This window comes from Chryseobacterium sp. CP-77, assembly GCF_036362765.1.
GTDB classification, from domain to species: domain Bacteria; phylum Bacteroidota; class Bacteroidia; order Flavobacteriales; family Weeksellaceae; genus Chryseobacterium; species Chryseobacterium cupriresistens.
The window spans coordinates 3,032,588-3,058,010 of record NZ_CP143637.1; the positions used below are offsets into that span (position 1 = coordinate 3,032,588).

General features: G+C 37.1%; 17 protein-coding genes and 1 rRNA gene. All 18 read right to left on the minus strand.

Features of this window, described 5'->3' with window-relative positions:
• Positions 1-74 precede the first annotated feature (74 nt).
• The 18 genes from V0410_RS13475 to V0410_RS13560 all read right to left on the minus strand — a co-directional run bounded on the left by V0410_RS13475 (position 75) and on the right by V0410_RS13560 (position 25,370).
• A 16S ribosomal RNA gene (locus V0410_RS13475) occupies positions 75-1,591 on the minus strand.
• A 585-nt stretch (positions 1,592-2,176) separates the two neighbouring features.
• Positions 2,177-2,857 carry a hypothetical protein gene (locus V0410_RS13480; RefSeq protein ID WP_330744045.1) on the minus strand — a complete coding sequence of 227 codons (681 nt, stop codon included), beginning with the start codon at positions 2,855-2,857 and terminating at the stop codon, positions 2,177-2,179.
• Between the two features lie 5 nt (positions 2,858-2,862).
• The gene (rfbD, locus tag V0410_RS13485) at positions 2,863-3,726 is read right to left on the minus strand and encodes a dTDP-4-dehydrorhamnose reductase (RefSeq protein ID WP_330744047.1); all 864 of its coding nucleotides are present in this window, start codon (positions 3,724-3,726) and stop codon (positions 2,863-2,865) included.
• Positions 3,727-3,773: 47 nt separating this feature from the next.
• Positions 3,774-4,259, minus strand: coding sequence for an acyl-CoA thioesterase (locus V0410_RS13490; protein WP_110009820.1), 486 nt, complete (start codon positions 4,257-4,259; stop codon positions 3,774-3,776).
• Between the two features lie 70 nt (positions 4,260-4,329).
• On the minus strand, positions 4,330-4,833 hold the full coding sequence (locus tag V0410_RS13495; RefSeq protein ID WP_110009821.1) for an OmpH family outer membrane protein: 504 nt from the start codon (positions 4,831-4,833) through the stop codon (positions 4,330-4,332).
• 65 nt (positions 4,834-4,898) lie between these two features.
• Positions 4,899-5,453 (minus strand): OmpH family outer membrane protein, encoded by a 555-nt coding sequence (locus V0410_RS13500; RefSeq protein WP_110009822.1) that lies wholly within the window; start codon positions 5,451-5,453, stop codon positions 4,899-4,901.
• A gap of 9 nt (positions 5,454-5,462) precedes the next feature.
• Positions 5,463-7,997: an outer membrane protein assembly factor BamA gene (gene bamA / locus V0410_RS13505; RefSeq protein WP_330744054.1), complete on the minus strand. Its 2,535-nt coding sequence runs from the start codon at positions 7,995-7,997 to the stop codon at positions 5,463-5,465.
• Between the two features lie 28 nt (positions 7,998-8,025).
• Positions 8,026-8,775: an isoprenyl transferase gene (locus V0410_RS13510; RefSeq protein WP_110009824.1), complete on the minus strand. Its 750-nt coding sequence runs from the start codon at positions 8,773-8,775 to the stop codon at positions 8,026-8,028.
• A gap of 1 nt (position 8,776) precedes the next feature.
• The gene (gene porG, locus V0410_RS13515; RefSeq protein WP_330744056.1) at positions 8,777-9,667 is read right to left on the minus strand and encodes a type IX secretion system protein PorG; all 891 of its coding nucleotides are present in this window, start codon (positions 9,665-9,667) and stop codon (positions 8,777-8,779) included.
• A gap of 213 nt (positions 9,668-9,880) precedes the next feature.
• Entirely contained in the window at positions 9,881-12,385 is a 2,505-nt protein-coding gene (locus V0410_RS13520) for a polysaccharide biosynthesis tyrosine autokinase (RefSeq protein WP_330744059.1), read from the minus strand.
• A gap of 2 nt (positions 12,386-12,387) precedes the next feature.
• Positions 12,388-13,272, minus strand: coding sequence for a polysaccharide biosynthesis/export family protein (locus V0410_RS13525; protein WP_110009827.1), 885 nt, complete (start codon positions 13,270-13,272; stop codon positions 12,388-12,390).
• 36 nt (positions 13,273-13,308) lie between these two features.
• Complete coding sequence (locus V0410_RS13530) at positions 13,309-14,427, minus strand: glycosyltransferase family 4 protein (RefSeq protein WP_227942575.1); 1,119 nt, start codon at positions 14,425-14,427, stop codon at positions 13,309-13,311.
• Between the two features lie 103 nt (positions 14,428-14,530).
• On the minus strand, positions 14,531-15,532 hold the full coding sequence (locus V0410_RS13535) for a glycosyltransferase family 2 protein (RefSeq protein ID WP_330744064.1): 1,002 nt from the start codon (positions 15,530-15,532) through the stop codon (positions 14,531-14,533).
• A 3-nt stretch (positions 15,533-15,535) separates the two neighbouring features.
• Positions 15,536-16,606, minus strand: a complete 1,071-nt coding sequence (locus tag V0410_RS13540) for a formimidoylglutamase (RefSeq protein WP_330744067.1) — start codon at positions 16,604-16,606, stop codon at positions 15,536-15,538.
• A 147-nt stretch (positions 16,607-16,753) separates the two neighbouring features.
• Positions 16,754-19,330 carry a type I DNA topoisomerase gene (gene topA, locus V0410_RS13545; RefSeq protein WP_330744069.1) on the minus strand — a complete coding sequence of 859 codons (2,577 nt, stop codon included), beginning with the start codon at positions 19,328-19,330 and terminating at the stop codon, positions 16,754-16,756.
• Between the two features lie 271 nt (positions 19,331-19,601).
• The gene (locus V0410_RS13550; protein ID WP_330744071.1) at positions 19,602-23,018 is read right to left on the minus strand and encodes a T9SS type A sorting domain-containing protein; all 3,417 of its coding nucleotides are present in this window, start codon (positions 23,016-23,018) and stop codon (positions 19,602-19,604) included.
• 206 nt (positions 23,019-23,224) lie between these two features.
• Positions 23,225-24,364, minus strand: coding sequence for an EpsG family protein (locus V0410_RS13555; protein WP_330744073.1), 1,140 nt, complete (start codon positions 24,362-24,364; stop codon positions 23,225-23,227).
• Position 24,365: 1 nt separating this feature from the next.
• Complete coding sequence (locus tag V0410_RS13560; protein WP_330744075.1) at positions 24,366-25,370, minus strand: hypothetical protein; 1,005 nt, start codon at positions 25,368-25,370, stop codon at positions 24,366-24,368.
• Positions 25,371-25,423 lie beyond the last annotated feature (53 nt).

Here is a 25,423-nt window from a genome sequence, read left to right on the forward strand (position 1 = left end):
ACTAAAGCTATGCTTTAAGTAAGTATAATGTATCTTACGATACTGATTTTGTTTAACGTCTTTAAGACGCTCTAAAATGAGATGTTCCAGCCGCACCTTCCGGTACGGCTACCTTGTTACGACTTAGCCCTAGTTACCTGTTTTACCCTAGGCAGCTCCTGTTACGGTCACCGACTTCAGGTACCCCAGACTTCCATGGCTTGACGGGCGGTGTGTACAAGGCCCGGGAACGTATTCACCGCGCCATGGCTGATGCGCGATTACTAGCGATTCCAGCTTCATAGAGTCGAGTTGCAGACTCCAATCCGAACTGAGACCGGCTTTCGAGATTTGCATCACTTCGCAGTGTAGCTGCCCTCTGTACCGGCCATTGTATTACGTGTGTGGCCCAAGGCGTAAGGGCCGTGATGATTTGACGTCATCCCCACCTTCCTCTCTACTTGCGTAGGCAGTCTCACTAGAGTCCCCAACTTAATGATGGCAACTAGTGACAGGGGTTGCGCTCGTTGCAGGACTTAACCTAACACCTCACGGCACGAGCTGACGACAACCATGCAGCACCTTGAAAAATGTCCGAAGAAAAGTCTATTTCTAAACCTGTCATTTCCCATTTAAGCCTTGGTAAGGTTCCTCGCGTATCATCGAATTAAACCACATAATCCACCGCTTGTGCGGGCCCCCGTCAATTCCTTTGAGTTTCAAACTTGCGTTCGTACTCCCCAGGTGGCTAACTTATCACTTTCGCTTAGTCTCTGAAGCTTGCGCTCCAAAAACGAGTTAGCATCGTTTACGGCGTGGACTACCAGGGTATCTAATCCTGTTCGCTCCCCACGCTTTCGTCCATCAGCGTCAGTTGTTGCTTAGTAACCTGCCTTCGCAATTGGTGTTCTAAGTAATATCTATGCATTTCACCGCTACACTACTTATTCCAGCTACTTCAACAACACTCAAGACCTGCAGTATCAATGGCAGTTTCACAGTTAAGCTGTGAGATTTCACCACTGACTTACAGATCCGCCTACGGACCCTTTAAACCCAATAAATCCGGATAACGCTTGCACCCTCCGTATTACCGCGGCTGCTGGCACGGAGTTAGCCGGTGCTTATTCGTATAGTACCTTCAGCTACCCTCACGAGGGTAGGTTTATCCCTATACAAAAGAAGTTTACAACCCATAGGGCCGTCGTCCTTCACGCGGGATGGCTGGATCAGGCTCTCACCCATTGTCCAATATTCCTCACTGCTGCCTCCCGTAGGAGTCTGGTCCGTGTCTCAGTACCAGTGTGGGGGATCACCCTCTCAGGCCCCCTAAAGATCGTAGACTTGGTGAGCCGTTACCTCACCAACTATCTAATCTTGCGCGTGCCCATCTCTATCCACCGGAGTTTTCAATACCGAATGATGCCATTCAGTATATTATGGGGTATTAATCTTCCTTTCGAAAGGCTATCCCCCAGATAAAGGCAGGTTGCACACGTGTTCCGCACCCGTACGCCGCTCTCAAGATCCCGAAAGATCTCTACCGCTCGGCTTGCATGTGTTAGGCCTCCCGCTAGCGTTCATCCTGAGCCAGGATCAAACTCTCCATTGTATGTTTGTCTGACTCACTCAAAGTTTTTAACGCTTTAGTTTTTCCTTACTTGGTTGTTATATTGTATGTCAATGATCTTTATATCTTCCGCTTTGTAACGAAGCAATCTCTCTGTCAGTGTCGCTCCGTATTTGCGAGTGCAAAAGTAAAACTTTATTTTTTAATGACCAAATGTTTTTGAAGAAAATTTTAAAGTTTTTTTAAGTAACCTTAATCCTTCTCAAAACCTCAATCTCTATACTCCTGCGCTCCCTCTAATTGGGACTGCAAAGATACAAACTCTTTTTAAACTGGCAACTTTTTTTATAAAAAGTTTTAAAGTTTTTTTCGTCTGTTTCTTTTTTGAAGTAATATCGTTTATGCCTATCTAAAGGCGCTTCTGCGCTACTGTTATACTCTCGTTTTCAGTGGGGCAAAGATAGCAACTTCCTACAACGCAAAACAAGTTTATTTAACATAAATTTTACATTACGGTGATATTTGTTCCTAAAGGACTGGGTAGCAGGGGGAAAAATTTTAAACAAATCACTATTATATTCAGTGTATTTAAAGTTCAATCCGAAATAAGGTAATTATAATGGAGTTTTATGGGGTGTTTTCTTTATATATTACACTTAAAAATTCTGCATAAGACTTCTCAAGGCCAATGATATCTCCGGATTTCAGATTCAAACCTCCTACTCCTGAGTTGTCTGATTTTACTTTTAGAGAGGAAACCTGAAAATAAAGATTGTCATCATTGGCTTTTGGTTGAACTTTCACTGTAGAGCCTAAAAGCTTTTTGGTTGAAATCGTATAGATTTCCCCCGGAACCACTTTTAATTTTAAAAATGATCTGGGAGAAATAATATAGTCTTTACGGTTAACATTTATTTTCTGATCTTTTTCAGAAGAAGCAAATATATACATCTCCCCATGCTTAGCCGCCAATTTTTCTTTAGGTGTGTAATATAAAGCGATTTTATAATTGGCAGCATTGAATGCCTGAGGGGTACCATCAACATTTTCGAAAGGTTTTAATTCGAATGTATTGGCACCAATCTCTTTTGCTTTTTTATATACCAGGGAAAATACGAGTGCATCATCTTTTGAAAATCCCTGTACTTCTACTTCTCCTAAATAAACAGCATCTGCAGCGGCAACATCTTTTCTGTAGAAGAATTTATCTGCATTGTCATTTGTTTTTTCAACTCTGGTCATATAAACATTCTGTGCGCTCCACAGCTGGATGCATAATACAGAAAAGAGGATTGCAATATTCTTCATATATATTATTGGTGTGAAAGGATTTCAACACATTCTTCAAGACTGTTTTCCCAATGTTTGGGTTCTATTTTATAAACTTCTTCTATTTTATCCAGAGACATAGTACTTCTTACTGGTCTTTTGGCAGGAGTTGGATACTCTTCGGTTGTCAATGGATTTAATTTTACTGATGATTTTGAAAACTCAGCAATTTTTTTGGCAAATTCAAACCAGGTTGTCTCCGGATAGTTTGAGAAGTGGAAAATGCCATAGGTTTTCTTTGGTGCTTCGATAATTCTCATCATAGCTTCTGCCAGATCATTGGCATTGGTTGGCTGTCCAAACTGGTCAGCAACAATTCCCAATTCTTCTTTCTGAGAGAAAAGATTCAACATTGTTTTCACAAAGTTCTTATTAAACTCGGAATACAGCCATGACGTTCTTATAATGATCGTCTTTGGATTGATTTCCAGTGCAAGCTCCTCTCCTTCTCTTTTTGATGAACCATATACTCCTATTGGATTTGTAAAATCATCTTCAGCATATGGAAGATTTGTGGTTCCATCAAAAACATAGTCTGTAGAAACATGTATCAGAACGGATTTATAATCTGCGCATGCCTGAGCAAGATGAGACACTCCACCAGCATTTACGGCAAAGGCTTTTTCTTTTTCCTTCTCTGCCAGATCAACTGCGGTATATGCAGAGGCATTGATGCAATAATCAGGTTTGTTATCATAAAAGAAATCGTTCACCTGCTCTTCATTGGTAACATCCAACGTAGATGAGTCTGTAAACAGGAACTCATACAGATGTTCAAAATCCGGGGCAATTTTTTTTATGCAGTTTCCCAATTGTCCGTTACTACCTATTACTGCTATTTTTTTCATTTGTTTATTATTAATTTTTAAATTGGAACCTTCAATAAGAAATGGAGTTAAGAGTTCTTGGCATTCTGAGATCTTAAGAACTTCACCCTTGACTGGAAGTCCTTCTGGATAAGATCTACATAAAACTGATCAAAAATCTCTTTGATATCTTCTGGATGAACTTCTGATTTTCTTGTTTTAACATTAAAATAAATAACAGTCACCCAAAGTACAGCATGAATTGTTTTTTCATCCAGGCTCTTCATGAGAATTTCCACTTTTGCCGTTCTATCCTGTACATCAATGGTCTTGCTGCTGATCACTACCTGTGTATTATATCTTACTTCTTTGAGATAGGCTATTTCGTTCTGAATAGCAATCCAGGTACAGCCGGTTTTCTTGGTATATTCTTCATAAGTGAATCCATAAAATGTTTCCACATGATCTTCTCTGGCATTGAACATATACTCAAGATATTTTACATTATTCAAATGTCCGATCGGATCACAGTCACTAAACCTAACTTTGACCGTAGTTGATACTTCTTTTTCCATTCCGCAAAAATAAAAAAACCACCTCTAAAAGAGGCGGTTGGTTTTATAAATCTTTGTTAATTTGCTGAAATTATTGAATTCCTAATTCTTTCTTCACAGCTGGAGTTGCGTCTGGTCCTCCTTTATAAAGGAATGCTGTTGAGTTTGCATCCATAATATAATCGTATCCGCCAGCTTTAGCTACTTTTTCTACTGCATCGTTTAGCTTTTTCTCAATAGGACCGAAAGCTACGTCTTGCTTAGCCTGTAGATCTTTTTGAGCTTTTTCCTGCATTTGCTGGATTTCTTCAGCTAATTTTTTCATTTCCGCTTCTCTTGCGTTGTTTTCGTCAGCTGTTTTCTTAGGAGCTTCAGTTTGGTATTGCTGATATTTAGTTTGAGCTGCGTCAGCTTTCTTCTTGATCTCAGCTTGTTTAGTATCTAAGAATGTTTTAAGATCAGCATCTGCTTTCTTTTTCTCCGGCATCGCGTTAAGAACTCCCATTACATCTAAAGTAGCAATTTTTTGAGCTTTTGCCATACCTACAGATACAACCATCATTACTGCTGCAAATAATACACTTAATTTTTTCATAACTGGTAAATAAATAATTTAATTTGTTTTTAGATTTTAAAATATAGCAAAAGTTAATTCTTTTATTATTTTTTGCCTTTACTATTTGTTTTTTCCTTCTTGTCTGTTCCTTTTAATAAGATAGACAATACTTTTTCGGTGTAATCATATTTTGACTGAAGGAAAATAACACTAATGTTATTGCTTTTATCAAGAACTATGCCCAAGCCATTTTTTTCGGACATTGTTTTGATGGCTCCCCAGATCTGATCCTGAAAGGGCTGAACCAGATTTGTTCTCAGTTTTGTAATTTCACCATTCGCTCCAAAACGTAAGCTTGTTGTCGTTTTAATATTTTTATCTAGGTCTGTAACTTCTTTTTCTCTAAGTTTAAGCTGATCACCTATCAATAAAACTTTTTCACTTTCAAAAGCAGCTTTTTTTCTTTCATATTCAGACTGAAGGTTTTGAAGTTCAGACTCCCAGGTATCGATCTGAGAATTTAATCTTGCTTCGGCTTCTTTATACTGAGGTAATTTATTTAAAATTTCATTAGTATCCACTACTCCGATTTTCTGGGCATTGTTCAACCCGAAAAGCAAGAGTAATGCGAATGTGAAAATTATTTTAAAGTGCTTCATATTTAATAATTATAATGTTTGGTTCATCAAGAAGTGGTTTCTCCATCCGGACTTGTCACCTGATAATGTTTTATCAAGACCCAGTGCGAAGTCGAATCCGATCAATCCAAATGCTCCCATATAAACTCTTACACCAACACCGACTGATCTTTTCAACTGGAATGGGCTGTAAGAACTCCATGAATTCCATACGTTACCACCTTCTGCGAATGTCAGGGCATAGATTTTTGCAGTCTGGCTCATTGAGATCGGGTATCTTAATTCTAAAGTAAATCGGTTATAAATGGTACCTCCTCCTCTTTGAGTAATATCATCAGCCTGACCTCCTTCTGTACTGGCATTTTCATATCCTCTTAAAGGGATCAATTCTCTACCGTCATATCGACCTCCGAAAAGACCTGTACCTCCCATGTAGAATCTTTCAAACGGCGGCGCTCCCAGCTGGCTGTTATATCCGTCCATGAATCCCATTTCAGCAGAAGACCTTAACACAAGTTTTCCAATGATCTCATTGTAAACATCTGCTTTGAATTTAATCTTATAGAATTCCATCCACTTATATTTGTCAATAGGTGACATTGTGGAGTAATCTTTTTTCTTAAACAATGAGTATGGAGGAGTCAGTTTTGCTGAAAGCTCAATATTGGATCCCATTGTTGGGAAAATAGGGTCAATACCTGCTGAGTTTCTGCTCAGTCCTAAGTTGATACTGAAGTTATTGGCAGTACCGTTATTTTCTGTGGTATCTCCAAACTGGAATGGATAGTTATTAAAGTCATACTTCTGGAACTGTAAACCAGTGTAAAGTGAGAAATAATCATCCGGCCAGTTCAACAGTCTGTTTAATCCTACTGAAGCGGAGAAGATATTCAACTTCTGAGCTGCTCCGTACTGATCTGTATATCTTACTCTGGAGTTATTCAAACTTACAGAAAGAGCTGTTGGTCTTGTACCAAATAGCCAGGGTTCTGAGAATGATACTCCGTAGTTCTGGAAGTACTGTCCTGCCTGCACCTGAATAGAGAACGTTTGTCCGTCTCCCTGAGGTACCGGTTTGAAATCTTTAAACTTAAGGAAATTCTTTAATGAGAAGTTATTAAATGTTAATCCTAAAGTACCGATAAAGCTGTTACCCCCGTAACCTGCCTGTAACTGAACCTGTGAAGATCCTTTTTCTACAAGCTTCCAGTTGATATCTACGGTATTATCTACCTGATTTGGCTGGATATCCTGCCCGACCTGCTGAGGATCAAAGAATGACATCCCTGCTAAATCGAAATAGGTTCTCTTGATTTCTGTTTTCTTGAACAGCTCTCCCGGTTTTGTTCTAAGTGCTCTAAGAATTACATGGTCATGGGTTGTAGTATTCCCCTGCCATGTTACTTTATTCCAGGTAGCCTGCTCTCCTTCATTAATTCTGACTTCAAGGTTTACGGCATCTCCTGACACTGATTTCTCAACCGGTGTTACATTAGAGAAAAGGTAACCGTTATTCATGTAAACAGATTTAATATCCGAATCATCTTCTTTACCTCCGTCTTCCCCAACTTTTTTGTTGAATCCTACGGCATCGTAAATATCTCCTTTCTTATATCCTAATAATCTCTGTAAATATTCTGTTGAATAAACTGTATTTCCCGTGAATGTAATATCCCCGATATAATACTTTTTACCCTCGTTAAGCTTTACATTGATTTCGTAGTTATTTCTTTTGTTTCTCCATACTGAATCTGAAACGATTTTAGCATCTCTGTATCCAAGAGAGTTGTAATAACTGATAAGGCTTTGCTTATCTTCCTGGTATTTATCTTCAATGAATTTTGAGGACTTCAAAATACCACCGATTCCGAAACGTTTTTGTTTGGTTTCTTTGAAAGCTTTATTTCTAAGTTTGCTATCGGTTACATTATCGTTTCCTTCAAATTCGATATGGTCAATTTTAATTCTTTTACCCTTATCTACATTGATTGTCCAGTCTACCAAAGCAGGATCTCCTGCATTTACTTTATCCTGGATAGTAATTTTGGCATCTGCAAAACCTTTTTTGATGTAGTCTTTAGGGACATTGGTTTTAAGGCTTGAAACCAAGTTCTGAGTGATCTTAGTTCCTGGTTTTAGGTTGTTATCCTTTGCCAGTTTTTCACTTTTAGATTTACCGATTCCTTTTCCTGTAAATTTCACTTCTCCAAGTTCTTTCAGATCCTGCAGATAAAATTTCAGAACAATCGTCTGTCCTTCAATGCTTTGAACATAAACTTCCACTTCAGAAAAAGATTGGGTATCCCAAAGTTTTTTTACAGCGTTGCTGATTTTCTGTCCCGGAATGTCTACACTTTCTCCTTTTGTAAGGCCCGTAAATCTTAAGATCTGAGCTGGTGTATATTTTTTTACCCCATCTACAACGATGTCTTTAAGAGTATAAGTTCCTGCCTCATTTTCTGCATGTACAGCATTATTTACTTTTGTGCTGTCTTGTGGAGTTACTTGTCCATAAAAATGTGCAGAAGCAGCAAACATAATGATGGGTAATAGTCTAAACTTCATTTTATCGAGTCTTTCTTTTCTTAAAAATTTATTGGCCTTTTACCTGTTCACCGGTTAAACCATACCTTCTTTCCTTGTTTTGATAATCCACAATACACTGGAAGAAAATATCTTTGGTGAAATCCGGCCACAGAACATTTAAAAACTGTAATTCAGCATAAGCAATCTGCCAAAGCAGGAAGTTGCTTATTCTTATTTCGCCGCTGGTTCTGATCAGTAAATCTACAGGAGGAAAATCTTTTGTATAAAGATAATTTTCAAATAAACTTTCGTTTATATTTTCTATCTCTACTTTTCCTTCTTTTACATCAGAACTTATGTTTTTTACAGCTTCCAGTATTTCATTTTGTGAGCCATAGCTAATAGCCAATACAAGGTTTCCTTTTGTGTTTTCTTTTGTGAGTTCTACCACACGTTCCAACTGCTCTCTTACTAATGCAGGCAACTTCTCAAGATTCCCTATAACATGCATTCTCAATCCTTTGCTGAAAATCTCTTCTGCTTCCAGCAGTAAGGTTTCTACCAACAGATTCATAAGGGTATTCACTTCTTCGCTTGGACGATTCCAATTCTCTGAAGAGAATGTATACAATGTTAAGTAAGGAATATTAATCTCATTACAAGCATTAATAGCATTTCTTACTGCATTAATGGCATTTTTGTGACCGAAAGTTCTTTCTTCGCCACGAGATTTTGCCCATCTTCCATTACCATCCATAATGATGGCTACGTGTTTTGGTAAATTCTCAGAATTTATTTTTTCTTTAATCAACGACATATTATTCACAATAACACGGAGGTCTTCCGAACGAATATGTAAGTCCTAAACTGAAAGTATTTATCCAGTCTTTGGATCTTCCATCTCCAATATTTCTCTTTTTAATAAACTCTGCTTCTCTTTCTTTAGAAACCGCATAATAATTTCCTGACTGTAATAATGAACCGCCTGTGGCAGGATCCAAAATATCAGCATTATAAGAAGTTTTTACATCTTTGGAAAGGATCTTGCTGTGATCCAACTGATCCGTCAATGTATATCTGAATGTAGCTTCTGCAAATATTGCCCATGAATGGTTGAATTTATACTTTAAACCCACCCCAAAAGGGATATGCATTGTTACTTTTTTGCCCAATGAATAATCTGTGGTGGTTGTAAAATCCAATTCATTGACCGGAGCCTGTGCCACACCATCAGCATCTCTTCTGAAATCATTCACCAGAGTAGCTTTAGGAGCATCAAACATCAAAGCACCAACACCTCCGAAGATGTAAGGGCTCAGCATGCTTATCTGCTCATTATTTACCGGGAAAAAATTATATTCAAACATTAAACTCGCCTCATACACATTATTTTTTCCGTATGAATTTCTATTTCTTCTATAATCTTCCTTTGCCGCTTTATCACTGAACTGGATCTGGTTGTATCCTAAATCCAATCTAACAGTCTGATGCGGGTTAAAATTAAATCTATATAATAAACCACCATAAAATGGAACTCCCCAATCTGACGCTCTGCTTAAATCCAACGGCTTTTGTAAAATATAATTTGTCCTTCCTACATCTCCCACTAGGTTACTCATACCTAGACGAACTCCCAATTCGTTTCTTTGTGCTTTAACACTTACCACTCCAAGGAAGGCAAGGAAGCTAAACAATAATTTTTTATTCATAAAAGAATATGGATTTATGGTTATTTTAAAATTTAATTTTTGCAAATATAAAACATTTTTATATTAATGATAATCTTAATGTTTAGTTAAAAATAAACAAAAAAACATAATTTGTTATAAAGTAAACGGCAAAGTGGCAAAAATATTCTTTTTTTCATAGAATGAAAATACTTTACATATGAAAAAACCCCCATTAAATGAGGGTTTAATGCTTTATTTTTTATTAAATAATACCTGTACTTTATTTCTGATCCTTATCAGTAAAGGCTCTTTATAATTTTTATCTTCATCGAAATAACCATAACCATAGCCATACCCGTAACCATAGCCATAGCCATATCCGTAGCCTTGTTTGGTATTATAGTCATTATAGACAAGTCCCAGATTATTGACTTCATCGTTATGATACTTTTCAGTAATCATTTTCAGCATATACTTTTCTGTGTATTCGTGGCGTACAACATATATATTAGCATCAGAATACTTCATCAGCTCGTAGGAGTCTGCTACAAGACCTACAGGTGGCGAATCTATAATAATGAAATCGTATTTTTCTTTGAGTTCTTCTATAAATCTGATATTTCTCTGACTCATCAAAAGCTCAGATGGGTTTGGCGGGATAGGACCCGAAGTAGCAACATCCAGATTAGGGATCTTGGTCTTGTTAATAACCTGGTCAATATCTACTTCTCCTGTAAGATAATTTGAAATCCCATATTTATTATCAATCTTAAAGTCTCCAAAGATTTTTGGTTTTCTAAGATCCATTCCTAACAAGATTGTTTTTTTATCACTTAATCCTATTACAGATGCTAAATTGATAGAAATATAAGTTTTTCCTTCTCCTCCAATGGAGGAAGTAATCAAAATAACTTTTCCTTTTTCACCTTCATTATCCATCAGGAATCTCATATTGGCTCTTATTCCTCTGAAGGCCTCTGAGACAGATGATTTTGGCTGCTCCAGAACGGTAAGCATATTTTCATTGCTGTTATTTCCTATTACCCCAAGAAGCGGAATTTTTGTAGCACTTAAAAGTTCTTTAATGTTTCTGATTTTACTGTCTAATACTTCACCTACAAAGATAAAAAGTAACGGAAGCAGCAGCAATCCTGAAATAATGACAGTTTTTGCCAGCTTGACATTAGGCCCGATAGGTCTTTGTCCCAGATTTTTAGCCGGGTCAATCACCGTAATATCGGATTGATTGGTGGCCATTCTCATTTTAGTATCGCTCTGTCTTCCCAGAAGACTATTATAAGTGGCCTCAATCATATTATATCCTCTTTCTGCATCCAGATATCTTCTTTCTTTTTCAGGGTAAGAAGCTAAATCCGAGTTGGCTCCTGAAATATCACGATCAATTTTGTTGATCTCGTCATAATATCTGTTATAGTATCCTCTTAAACTGTTCGATGATCCCATTCTTGCCTCATCAATAAGCCTGTTGATCTCTCTCATGGGCTCTGATGAAGGCTTATAAATAGAAGCCATTTCTGCCCTTTTGGTATATAGAGCTTTTAGCTCAGTAACTGTTGCTGAGAATACTCCATCTTCAAAACCTGCAGCATTGGTTCCGATCATTTTATCAAAATTCTGAGACTGCAGCGTGTTTTTTATATTGTTAAGAGAATTGATCTTGCTTATGATATCTGCTTTTTTAGCCTCGAGCTCTTTTATTTTTTCAAGAGATTTTTCGTCTCTGTCTTTAATATTATAAAGTTTTTCCGAAGTTTTTAAATAATTGAGCACACTCGCACTTGAATCAAGTTTTTTACGGATGTTATCAAGATTATCCTTTAAAAAGATATCGGTATTCTTATTGACTACGTTTTTATCAGCCAGTCTCTTTTTTTGTAACTCTGCAACAGATTTATTAAGGAAATTCACTGTGCTGTTGAGATTATAGCCTTTTTTGGTAATAATCATAATGGACCTGATTTCTTTATCAAAATCAACACCTGTAGTAGAAACAATTTCGTTTACACTTTCATTGATCGATTTCAGGTTTACAATGATATTATCCAACTGAATTTTAGAAGGAACAGGATTTTTAAGTAATCTGAACCTCAGGTTCGGAGCATTGTACCATTCATTGATTTTAATGATTTTATCAGCAGGTCTGCTATAACGATTGATAGTCTGAAACCCTTCCACTTCATAATTATACAGGTTGGTGGATTCTCCTTCTTCCGGTAAAACCACCTGATATGCTCCATCACCCTTAGGAATCAAGGTAATAGGATAATCTATCTGCTGAAGATGTTTTTTATCAATCTGAAGAAAAACCGGTGAATCATCTTTATCCAGGTAAGTGGATTTTATCAGTCCTTTGGTAGAATAATTAACAAAAAGATCCAGTTCTTTTACCAAAAATTCGTTGTGGGATCTTGATAAAAGCATTTTTTTCAGATAAAGCCCATCCTGATTTCCGGTATCACCCCAGATGAAGTTGATGGACTGGTTAGACTGTGTTGGTAAGAACTCAGAACCTTTACTGGAGGTACTTAATGATAAATCTGATGCATAAATATTTTGTGCATAGTATTTACTGTATACCCATGCAACGGCATAGCCGATAAAAAACATCAATACAAACCAGTACCAGTTTTTAAGGACTCTTCTTAAAAAGTGTTCTAAATCAAATAACGCAAACGACCCATACTTTTCTTTCTGAGAATTATTCTTCTCTACAGCGGTTACTCTTTCTGGAATCATGACTAAAGATTTTTAAGAAGTAAATAAATAGACAATGCCGTAGTAATTACCGAAACTCCTGTTGTTAAAGTCTGAATTGGATCTTTTCCGAATCCATTCAAGCTTTTTGCTCTTGTGCTCAGATAGATTTCATCTCCATTCTGCACATAATAGAAAGGAGAGTTCATAAGATCTTCTCTGGTAAGATCTATTTTGGCAATTTTGATTCCTTCCGGAAGCTTTCTGTGGATCACGATCTCTTTCTTATCAATCGTTCTGTTCAGCCCGCCATTAATGGCTAAAGCTTCAGTAATGGTAAGTGTATTTTTATGAACTACTTTCTCTCCTGAAAGACCTGTAGTTTCAACATCACCAAGAATATAATAAGTGATACCGTCCGTATTGAGTCTTACTTCAGATTTACCTTCCTGGAAATTTTCATTTACCTTTTCCTGAATTTCTTTTCTGATATCCTCTAATGTTCTTCCCTCAGCTTTTACATAGCCAATTCCAAAAACATTGATATCACCATTGGAATCTACCTTGAGTCCGTTAAAATAGAAATTCGTATTTCCTCCTCTGCTCATCCCGGAAGTAGTACCAACTCCTCCCCCTACAGAACCACCACCAGACATGGCCGGACTTGTTACAGCTCCGGTTCCAGTTCCTCCTGAGGAATTGTAAGAAGAATAAAACTGTGCAGCATCTCCCTTGGGAGTTGTTACAATGTTAAGATTGAGGATATCATTTTTGGTAATCCTGTATACAGGGATATTGTAGGGAACAAGACCTTCTTCATTAATTACAAGGCTCTCACTTGGCTGTAAGTATCTTACATCCTTTGTTGTAATACATGAGGTAACTAAAAGAGGGAATATTAAAAATAAATATTTAAAGTTTTTCATCATATATATAATATTGTTTACAAAAGTAATATTTAATTGTTAATTTTTGTTATTTCTTAATCGATATAGTAAATCCGGCAAATAAGCACCAAAAAAACCCAGTGAAATAATCACCAATAATAAAAGATTGACATTAATATGTCTTAAATAATAAGCCACTCCAACAATCATCAGATAGTAGAGAATAATATAAAAAGTTGATCTCCTATGAGTAAGATTCAATTTCAGCAGTTTGTGATGAATATGGTTTTTATCAGCATCAAATGGTGATTTTTTGTTGTAAAGCCTGATCATAATGACATTCAGAGTATCTACAATCGGAAGAATCAGAATAGCTACCGCTACTACAGGAGCAGACTGAAGGTGATATCTGGGAACATCGATCAGTTTTTTATCTATAAAAATATCTATAAAACAAATGGATGTAAAAGCCAATAAAAAGCCAAGGAGCATAGAACCTGTATCTCCCATAAATATTTTGCGGGTACGGTAGTTTGACAGATTATAATACAAAAATGCCAATACAGTCCCAATGATAACAACAGATAGTACTACCAGCGGATAGTTATATTCTCCCAAACGGTAATAGCTAATTCCAAATAAAGCACTACAGATAACGGAATAACCGCCTGCAAGCCCATCTATCCCGTCAATCAGGTTGAATGCATTAATCAGAATAATAAATGTTACGATACTGAATATCACACTTACAAAATACTCCAGCTCGTATACGCCGAAGATTCCGAATAAACTTCTGATTCTGATATCGGAGCCAATAACAATCAGGGAAGATACAACAATCTGTGCAACAAGTTTTTTGTAGGCTCTCATTACGACAATATCGTCCATTACTCCCACATAGAGCAGGATAATTAATGAAGCAAATAAAAATTTGTAGAGATCAAACAATTCATAGGCAAAAATAGAGGCACAGATTCCTATTGAATAAAAGATGGCAATTCCACCAAGATTGGGAATTTCTCTAAGGTGTGAGCTTCTTATTCCAGGCTCATCCATCAGATTCTTTCTTCTTGAAATCTTGACAATGGTAGGAATAGAGAAAAATGTAATTAAAAAGGAGAATACGAAGCCTAATCCTATTTTTATATAGAAAATAGGTATCCCCGATCCGCTTAAGAACAATTCAAAGTTTTTCATTCTTTTCTAATTCAGCACTTGTATCTCAAAAATAAAAAATCATAATAGGAACTTTATTATCATTTTCTACTGACCGAAACAATAGTACTTACATTTGTGTTTACTAAATCAACTTTCTTATCAATCTTTTTTGTCCTGCAAAAAACAACAGATAAAAAATCTTTTTCTTCAAAGGCAAAGATAAAAGATAATTCTTACCAAAACGACTATACTTCAATATATCTTGAATTTTTATTTGTCTTTCCTTCATAAAAAGGTCTAACTGATCAGACATGCTGTAAAATATTTCGTCTTTTTTCACATACGCCAGGTAGGCCAAAAACGAATAAACGCCCTCAAAAATCTGAAAATTTTTCAATTCCTTCCTTTTATTGGAATAGGAAGATTTACCAAATACCTGCTCTACATCAGAAACAGCCTTTAACATATCAAGTCCTTTTTCTGTGTGGGTTTTTGTAATAGAATCAGTACGTTCAAGATACTGATAATGAAAGCTCTGAGTTTGTGCAATGGTTTCACATTCCAGCAAAAGCTGAGGAATCAGCTGAATATCTTCAAAATGAACTCCTTTTTTAAATCTTTTCTGATTAAAAAGTTCTTTTTTAAACAGCTTATTGCATGCAAAATAGCTGATATCAGAAAATACAGAAAAGTTATGTTCAAGGGCTATTTTCTCCGGCATATCGGGCAGCTGTGTCAATTTTTGGACAATTTTTCCGTTCTCATCCACCTTCTGAATATTACAGATGACCATTTTTGCATGATGCTTTTCCGCCAAAAGAAGCATTTCTTCAAACATGTTTTCAGTAACATAATCATCACTGTCTACAAAACCTATATAATCTCCGGCCGCCCTGTCGATTCCAAAATTACGGGCATCACTCAGCCCACCGTTTTCTTTGGTAAAGGCTTTTATTTTTTCAGGATATCTTTGTGCAAATTCTTTAATTATTTTTTCAGAGTTATCTTTACTTCCGTCGTTTACTACAATAATCTCAATATCAGAAAGGCTCTGCTTTACCAGAGATCTGAGGCATTTTTCCAGATAGTTTTCGACATTATAAACGGGAACAATAACGGATACTCTTGAGGGAACATTTGTCATACATTAAATTTTCGTCAGTCTTGCATTCAGCCAGCCCTTCTTAGCTTCATCAAAATCTTTTCTGGAGCAGGGAATGCAGTTTTCTATATTTTCATCATCACCAAAATACCACAAATTGCTGAAAGTATCACGCCTGAATGCATATTGTCTGTCATCTATCAAAACGTAGAACAGCTCATAATGCCTTTCTTTCGGATGGGAATGCTGGATATTGATTCCTTCGATCAGGTACCACAGCATCTGTGCTAAAAGCTGATGGTTCAACTGGTTTTCAGAATAAATATTATAATTAAAAATTCCGACAGATTTCAGGTTTTCACTCAATCCGATTTCCTTCATATAGGCACAGATTTCTCTTCTGTTCAACCCATTTACCTGTGGATTCATTGAAAAGGGTTCACTAAAGCTTTCAATTGCATCACAGTTTACAGTCACCAGATCTGCTTTTCTGAAGAACGGCTCTGTCTTTTCTGTAGAATTCATCATTTCAGCCAGCCGGATAATATCAAATTCTACCTCTTTGATCAGCCTTACGGAATCCATTTCATTCAAATGTTTCTGGTAGCCCAGATGATGGTAGTTTTTAATGGAGAAATTTTTGGCTCCGAAAATTTTACTTAAAAAAGTATTTTCATTGATGGTTTCACCTTGCTGAAGGGAAATAATATTACTGATCTGGGTATAATTGATGCTTTTCTTATGGAAATTCAATGCTGAAAATAATGAGAAAGCAAAGTCATTGGAACCCCCGACAATTACCGGAATAGCTCTTTTATAATGACATGCCGACAGAACTTCCTGTAAGATATAGTGAGTATCCTGAACAGATTTCCCCGACACTAGATCACCAAGGTCTACAACAGGAATTTCGAAATCCATCTGTGAAAGCTTGTAAAATTCTTTTCTTACCGCCGTAAAATCCTGCACTTCCGCATCGCCGCCCGCCCCTCTGTAGTCTGATATAAACAAAAGAACAATACTGTCTTCCCTGATATCTTTTGTAATCCGATTTCCTATCTGCCAGCTTTCTGTTTTAAAATTTCTTGGTGAAATGATAAAGTCTTCGAAATCCATATTTTAATTTAAAATGTAATAATTGATTAATTGCTTGATATAACAAACATACAAAAAACATAGAAACTGAGAAGACATGTTTCTATTTGTTCATAAAAAAAGCCGTCAACAGGTGTTGACGGCTTGTATTGTAACCTTAAGGATTATTTATTTTTTCGCTGCAGGTTTCTTAGCTACAGTTTTTTTCGCTGTTGCAGTAGTCTTCTTAGTTGTGGCTGCTTTTTTAGCTGCAGGCTTTTTCTTTTCTGCAAAAGCTTTCGGATCCTGATCTGTAATCCACTTTTTAACCTCATCAAGAGAAAGTTCTTTCAGTTCCTCAGCTTCATATTTTGTATCGTCAGCTTTTTTCGGAATTTTGAACATGGCTTTTCCAAACTTGATGAATGGTCCCCATCTTCCGTTTTCAATGGAAATTTTTTCTTTTTCCCACTGCTGGATATATCGGTTGGCTTCTTTTTCCAATTTAGCATCAATCAGCTCATTGATATCGCTTTGCGAAAGGTTTTCGAAATCATATCTCTTGGGAACATTTACAAAGATATCTTTGTACTTGATAAATGGTCCGAATCTTCCGGATCCTTTTGTTACCGGTTCACCTTTATAGGTTGCAATCGGAGCATCAGCAATTTTCTTTTCATTGATAATTTCTTCAGCACGTTTCTGATCTACAGAAAGCGGATCTTCGCCTTTCGGAATACTGATATACGTTTCTCCCCATTTTACATAAGGTCCGAATCTTCCCACTCCTACAGAAACCGGCTGTCCGTCAACTTCACTTAAGTCAAACGGCAGCTTGAACAGTTCCAGCGCTTCTTCAAAAGTAATCGTTGCAATATTCTGTCCTGACATTAATGATGCAAAGATTGGCTTCTCTTCATCATCAGTTTCTCCGATCTGGATCATCGCTCCGAATCTTCCGATCCTTGCATGAACATTTTTACCGGTTTTTGGATCTACACCTAACAGTCTGTCTCCTGTCGCGCGGTCTGCATTTTCTTCTACATCTTCAATTCTGGGGTGGAATTTGGAGTAGAAATTGGTCATCATTTCCTTCCATTTCTGATCACCGCTTGCAATTTCGTCAAAACTTTCTTCTACTCTTGCCGTGAAGCCGTAATCAAGGATTTCTCTAAAATTATCTGTTAAGAAATCGTTGACAACTTCACCAATATCTGTAGGAACGAATTTATTTTTATCACCGCCAAACTTCTCCTCAAGAACTACTTTTTTGATCTTATCTTTTGTCAGAGACATTTTGATCACTTCGCGGGTGTGTGGTTCGATTTCTCTTTTATCCACATACTCTCTGTTCTGAATAGTCTGAATGGTAGGCGCATACGTAGAGGGTCTACCAATCCCTAATTCTTCAAGTTTTCTCACCAACCCGGCTTCAGTATACCTTGCACTTGGTCTTGTGAACTTTTCAGTAGCAGTAATGGTTTTATAGCTCAAAACTTCTCCCACGCTTACTTTTGGCAGCAGCTTATCGTTGTTTTCATCATCATCGTCCTCTGTTTTTACAATTCCGTAGGCTTTCAGGAAACCGTCGAAGATGATAACTTCTCCCTGTGCCTCAAAATGATGCGGTAATGATGTATTTCCTATTTCGATCACTGTCTTTTCAATTTTGGCATTAGCCATCTGAGAAGCAAGTGTTCTTCTGTATATTAATTGATAGAGTTTGTTCAGCTGTGCATCTCCTATGCTTTTCACTCCAAAATCCGTAGGTCGGATCGCTTCGTGCGCTTCCTGTGCAGAAGCTGATTTTGTTGTATAGTTTCTTGGAGAAGAATATTCCGCACCGTATTCTGAGATGATCTGTTTCTTAGCTCCTTCAATAGCTTCCTGGGATAGATTTACAGAGTCTGTTCTCATATAGGTAATATACCCTTCTTCATATAATCTCTGTGCCAGACGCATGGTATTGGTCACATTATATCCAAGTCTTGACGAAGCTTCCTGCTGTAAAGTGGAAGTTGTAAACGGAGCTGAAGCGGAACGTGTACCTGGTCTGGTTTCAACATTGAGAACTTTAAATTCTGCAGTTTTAGCCTGTTCCAGGAATTTTTCAGCCTCTTCTTCCTTTTCAAAATCTTTTTTAAGCTTAGCAGCAATTTCCTGCTCTGTTTTATTTAAAAAGATTCCGTCCAGTTTAAAGCTTGCTTTTGGCGTAAATTCACGGATCTCTTTTTCTCTTTCAACAATTAACCTTACTGCTACAGATTGTACTCTACCTGCAGACAGTCCCGGTTTTACTTTTTTCCATAAAACGGGAGACATTTCAAAACCTACGATTCTGTCCAGCACTCTTCTCGCCTGCTGGGCATTTACTAAGTTCTGATCAATATCTCTTGGGTTGTCGATTGCTTTTAGAATGGCGTTTTTGGTAATCTCATGGAAAACAATTCTTTTTCTGTTTTCAGGCTTCAGCTTCAACTCATCCGCAAGATGCCATGCAATAGCTTCTCCTTCGCGGTCCTCATCGGAAGCGAGCCATACCATATCGGCTTTCTTTACGGCAGCCTTTAATTCGGTTACCAGTTTCTTTTTGTCTGCTGAAACTTCGTAATCAGGACTGAATGTGGCAAGGTCTATCCCCATTCCTTTTTTAGGAAGATCCCGGATATGTCCGAAACTGGATTTCACTTCAAAATCCTTTCCTAGATATTTCTGAATAGTTTTTGCTTTTGCCGGGGACTCTACGATTACTAAATTTTTCGACATTCTAACTAAAAATTTTTGCAAAAGTAAAGCTTTTTTATTATATACTTTTTGTTAAAAGGGTTTAATTTAATAATCAGGGCGCTTTATACTCTCTTTCAATACTCATTTTTTGGATAAACAAATCCTTTGTAGTATAGGTTTTAGACTGTTATACAATAATCAGCATTTATTGATATAGAATTTTTCATCATCCATAATAGATGTAAGAAATATGCTGGTTTAAAAAAAAGCAGAACAAGAAGTCTTATTCTGCTTTTTACTATTTGTTTACTTATTGTTTTACAATTTTAACATTCGCTTCAGAATTATTTATCCTTATTAAATACACTCCTGCGTTTAAAGATGAAAGATCTGTCTGATTATTGATAAAATGCCCAGATCTTACAAGCTGTCCCAGCGTATTAAAAATCTCAAATTTGTACTCTTTATTTTCTGCAGCCCGGATGTAAAGAATATTGGAAAAAGGACTCGGATAGAGAGAGATTTTGTTATTGGCCACCGTAGATTTTGCATTCTCCTTGGTCAATTTATAGCTATTGGGTATAACTGCACTTCCTGATGCTGGACCCTCTTCATTACCATTGGCATCATACTTTATTTTCACACATCGGCATCCTGTTCCAAAGTAGGGATCATTATTATCATGAAAGACTATCATTCTGTTGGTGGCAGAAGCCGCATCAAACAGCAGATTAATAGATCTTCCGATGTAATTTGAGTTTAAAGCAGCGGTCCATACCGCAGGATACTGAAAATTGAGCACATTAAACGTTCCCTGAGGCGTCTGATTGGCTGTTACACTTCTGAATCCTCTTGAGCCGGAATCAGGATAATTTCCTATGGAATATGCCGGATTATTAAATACATATCCTACTGTAGCATTGGCAGAATTCCTTACTCTTATTCCTGAATAATCTGTGACAATACTGTATGAGGTTGCTACGTTCTTATCTTTTTTATACCATGGTGTCTGTCCGAAATCCGCTCCGGAAACCAGCGCCACACTTGTGAGGTCCGGAATTCTCCAACCTTCAGGACAGGGATCAAAAGGTGATTTTTCACCTCCTCTTCCCCATCTGTCAGGAGCTAAATTAGGCTCCTGTGCCAGCCAGTCTGTACCGTTGGTATAATTGGGCGTTGTACTGTTGTAAGGAGCAAAAGTACTTGGAATCATATATACCAGAGGATTCTTCACAGAGTAAGATATGATCTTGGAAACCCTTTCTGACGGTTTATCGGTTAACTGCACATTGGATAACGATGCATAGGTGCTGTAAGGCACAATATAGTTTCCTGAAAGATTATTATAGTCGGACTGATCAAGTGTAGTGTACGAAACAGCTCCCTTGGGAGCAGGAGTTCCCAGAAATATGTTATAAAAACTCCTGTTATCTGCATACTGGAATGGAGGGATAGGATCTTTCCTTCCCCATTGATAGTGCAGTCCTGTAGAGGCACGGATTTTTAACAGTTCATCAGCAGTTGGGGCCTGAGGATTGGCAACGTTGGGAAAAGTATCTGTTGCCCCCAGATTACGATCCATAAAGACGGTCTGTAATGCAACATCAGCTTTGTTGACATAATTCACATAATTTGTAACTGCTGCAGGAATTTCTGTAGTATAAGAATAAGATCCCACAGGAGAATCCGTCACCCAGATATGCCAGCTCCAATATACCGGTGAAGATGCACTGCCGTTATGCAATGTAACTACAGCATTTCCACTTTCATTGGGAGCAATTTCTACAGATATTTTAGAATTGCTGATATCCTGTAGTGATAAAGGCGAAGGATTCACTATTAAGACCCTGCTGATTAAAGCTGCATTGGTCGTCCAGAGAACATTAGTTTTTAAATTATTAAAATTGGAAGGATTTAATATCTCAATATTATCCAGCAACTGGCTTTGCACAGAGAATGCTTTACTGACCGGAATTTCAATAGTGGTACCCGTTTCGCTTTTAACAACCTGGTAGGTATTCGGATTGTTCAAACCTTCGTTATATTCTGTAACTGCGGGCAGATATTCTGTTGGAAAATCATAATCATTAATGGTGTAGAGCGGGTCTTTTATACATCTGCAGCCGTTTGCATCTGAAGTATACATTCCGGCCATAGGAAAATAATAATACCGTCCTTTAATATTGGGATAATTAGGGTCCGGAATATCAGGCTGTGTTTTATCAGGAATCATGGAAAGTCCTCTCACAGTAACAGCAGGAGAAGTATCGAATAACCTAGCTAAAGTTGCGGTCCACAACGCAATATGATGCTGATCACTATACTGCCCTAAATGAGCTCCTCTGATAAGCTGTCCGTTTCCGGGAAAAATCCCCATATTAAATCCGCCTACTGCTGAAAGATCAAAGCCAAGATTAGGATAAACTCTAAATCCTGTCATAAAGGAAGGAACTCCAGTATCAGTAGGCTTTATGATATGATATTTATTCGTTTCAAAAACATTTTTTGCCATGCTGGTTCTTACACCGAAAGGCGAAAAGTCTATTCTGATATCATCCACATAAGAGGGAGAAGCCAGATTTGCCACCAGCATTGACGGGACACGCCATCCATTTGGGCAAGGATCATAAGGAGATTTATCTCGATAAGGTTTTGTTTTATCATTGGTATTGTAAACGGTTTCAATTTTCCCTTGTGCATTATCCGACCACAGATTGAGTTCTGAAAGCCTGTTATTAGGCAATGTTGTAGATTTTCCAAACCAGTTGACCGGAAGATTGAGGTTATTGTTATAATAAGCCTGTCCTGAGTTATCATCTTTATTGACATAAATAAGGCTCATAGGATTTTTTACAGAAAGCCTTATATTATTGGTAACTTCTGCAGCGGAAAGCAGAACAAATTTCCTGAGATCATCAATACTCACAGCATTGGTCATATTTTTGGCCCCTCTATGTCTTACTCTGCCTATCGATCCGGAAGCTTCATAAAAATCATTTCCTCTTGTAACCAGGGGTGGAATTGGATCTTTTCGTCCCCATTGATAAAGAAGTCCGTTACTCCGGTTCCAGTCTGATGTCGTGATAGAATTCGTGATTGCTCCCAGATTTCTGTCCATCCATTTCCAGTCGGAGTCCGGAATAATTTCCGTTATTCCGTCAGATCTCATTCTTTTTACGCTGCTGAAACTTTTATAGGAAGCTCCATTGGTGGGATCATCCGTTACCCAGATATGCCAGCTCCAATAAATCTCACCGTCTACCCTGAAAGCAACCACAGCATTTCCTTTTTTTGTCTTATTGACAGGCACTTTAATCTTAGCATCCTGCCCTGTTCCTATTATTTCAAGGGCGTAATTCAATCCGGATTTTATAAGTCCATGAACATCTTCCCATAAAACATCAGCAGTTACCGTCCCTGCAGGTATACCACTCCCGTTAAGATATCCGCCACCCTCCCACATCGCATAAGCTTTTTTTACGGGAACCAGCAATCCTCCGCTATTCTGAGCGGGATCAAAAATGTAACTGTTGGGTGCTTTTTTCCAGTCTGGAAGCAATAATCTCATCGGTTCATGAACCGGTTTCAATGAGTCTGTATTCTCACTAAGCCATATTGCTTTTACATGTCCAATCGAGGGAAGATTCCCTCCGATATTACCTTTGGAAGTGATTCCAAATAATATCAGGCATATGACTGCCGCTAATTTTCCAGCTAATCTTTTCATACCTTAGGTTTTAGTGTCTTTAGCAGAATACAATTATTAAGCCCATTTCTATAAAAAGTGATTTATTATACAAATAAAAACACACATATTTGAATTATGTTATTAATAATGTAAAATAAAACACGATAAACAATATAAAAATCAACAAGGTATTTACATAAAAAAAGACAGCCCCAAGCTGTCTTTATATTTTAAGATTCAAAATTCTAAGGAAGAATATGGTTTTGATACCGGTCAATCGAAAATCGCCCGGCCGTGATATTATTAAATATAGAAAAGACAACAAAATTGAAGACGACAAGTGCGATTATAAATGCATAGATAATATTCTTAACTCTTCCTGAAACCACATACATGGCATTTGGAATAATAATATATGAGAATCCGATAAACGCTCCTGCCAGTCTGGATGAAAAGATAGGGTTGTTTCTGAAAATAAAATAAAGACATATCCCGATTACAGCATAGTTTCTATGGTATTCATAGTAAGGATAAAGTTCTTTCATTTTAGTATCAAAAACGAAAAGGAAGAAAGTAAGGATTGCCATCATCACCTCCGGAATTCCGATACCACCATTAAGTCGTTGTACCGTTTCATCCATATATCCATTAAACCCTTCTACAAGTGTACTATTAGAGGCCATCCCATCTAAGAAACCACCGAAACTTCTATATATTTCAAATGGGGACAGAAAAACAGAACCAATAATCATAATCAGCATTACCGTTTTGTTTAACGGAACGCGGGCCAGCCAATACATCGGCAGGAATAAGTAACAAACACTGTGTATACCCGACCCTATGAATATAAAAAACAGGTAATGCCAGAGTTTCCGCTCTTTAATATACCGTATTGCAAAATACACGATAAAAGTCCCGAGGTTTTGTCTGATCTGCCCACTTTCCCCGATAAAGAAATTGGGAATAAACATGAAAAGGGTAAAAGTAAAGGGATAAAAAGTATTATCCTCAGTATATTCTACTTTAAAGATCATCGCAAAAATAGCAATGACCAATGTTACCATATAAAAAGGTGCATCAAAAAAATTGAGAAGGATCTTATTAATCAAAGTATACAGCCATTCCACATCCAGCGTTTCCGGTCCTTCCATATGGAGCATCTTCATAAAGATACTGTAGTAGCTTTTAGTATCGGAGTAAATATAAATTCCTTTGTAACTTCCGTAATCCGGTCCTACACTATCTCTGAAACCAACAATAATAATAAAATAAACAGCAAGGAACCAGAACCACTTTTTATCAACCTTCTTTCCATACACCTCCTGAACACTGAAGAACAGCATATAGACGATGGCAATTATATAATATGGATGTAGTAAACTCATGCTAACTCTCTGATGTTTTTTTAAACTGATGATATGCTGTGATGAATCCGGTCAGAATTAAAGGCAGGAAAAGCCTCACTTCCCAGAAAAGCCCTACTAAAGTAATCATAAGAAGATAAGGAATGGAAAAGAAAAAATATTTTCCAAAAACACTCTTGTTTTCCTCTGTACAAAGGCCATATATAAAATAAATCACTATTAATGCAAAGACCAACCCTGCAAGATTAAAAGGGCTGGAAAAGTTTCTGTTGATGTAAAAGCCTTCCACAAAAGTCGTTTCATCCTGAACAAGTACAGCTCTTAATCCCAGATAAGGAATGAGAAAAGCAGCAACCAGCGGTATAATTTTCCAGATTACCTCATAATTCCCTTTCTTCAGCTCATCAATATTGAAAAATACGGCTGCAAAAAAGGCTATATTCAGACAGGCTGTTTCTCTTACTAAAGTAGAGATCCCGATAAGTCCAATGAGGGTAAAGAAAAAAGTATTTTTTCTGGTTTCAAGATATTTAAGAGTCAGAAATACACCTGACAGATAACAAAAGAGTGCGATGGTATCACAATTTGTCGGCGCATACTGTGTGATCACAATGAAAAATACAGATAAGAGATGAATAATCCTTCTGGCATTAACATTCAAAAGAAGCCCCGTCGATTTCATGCGGAAAACGGCATTCAAAATCAAAGAACACAAAACGAAGAACACACTGTTCATAAGGAAAAGCCCATGATAAAAAGGGGTTCCGTTTTTGGACAAAAAATCTTTGAAGAAAGAAAGCGGGCCATTGATCAGATTGTACATCAAATCCGTCATCTGTACACTCAGATAATTGGGAATCACTCTGTAAGCATATACGGAGGAAAATAAAAAATCAGGGGTTTTCTCTGATGTTTTCAGTCTTGTGTAGGATGATTCAAATCCATAATAAGACATGGCAAACAACAGAAGCGGAAGAACTATTACCAATAGAAATCCGTTTATTTTTTCATCATTTCTTTTCAACATATCTAAAACAGATTCTTATTTTTTTAATAATAATGGTGGTTTAAAATACATTT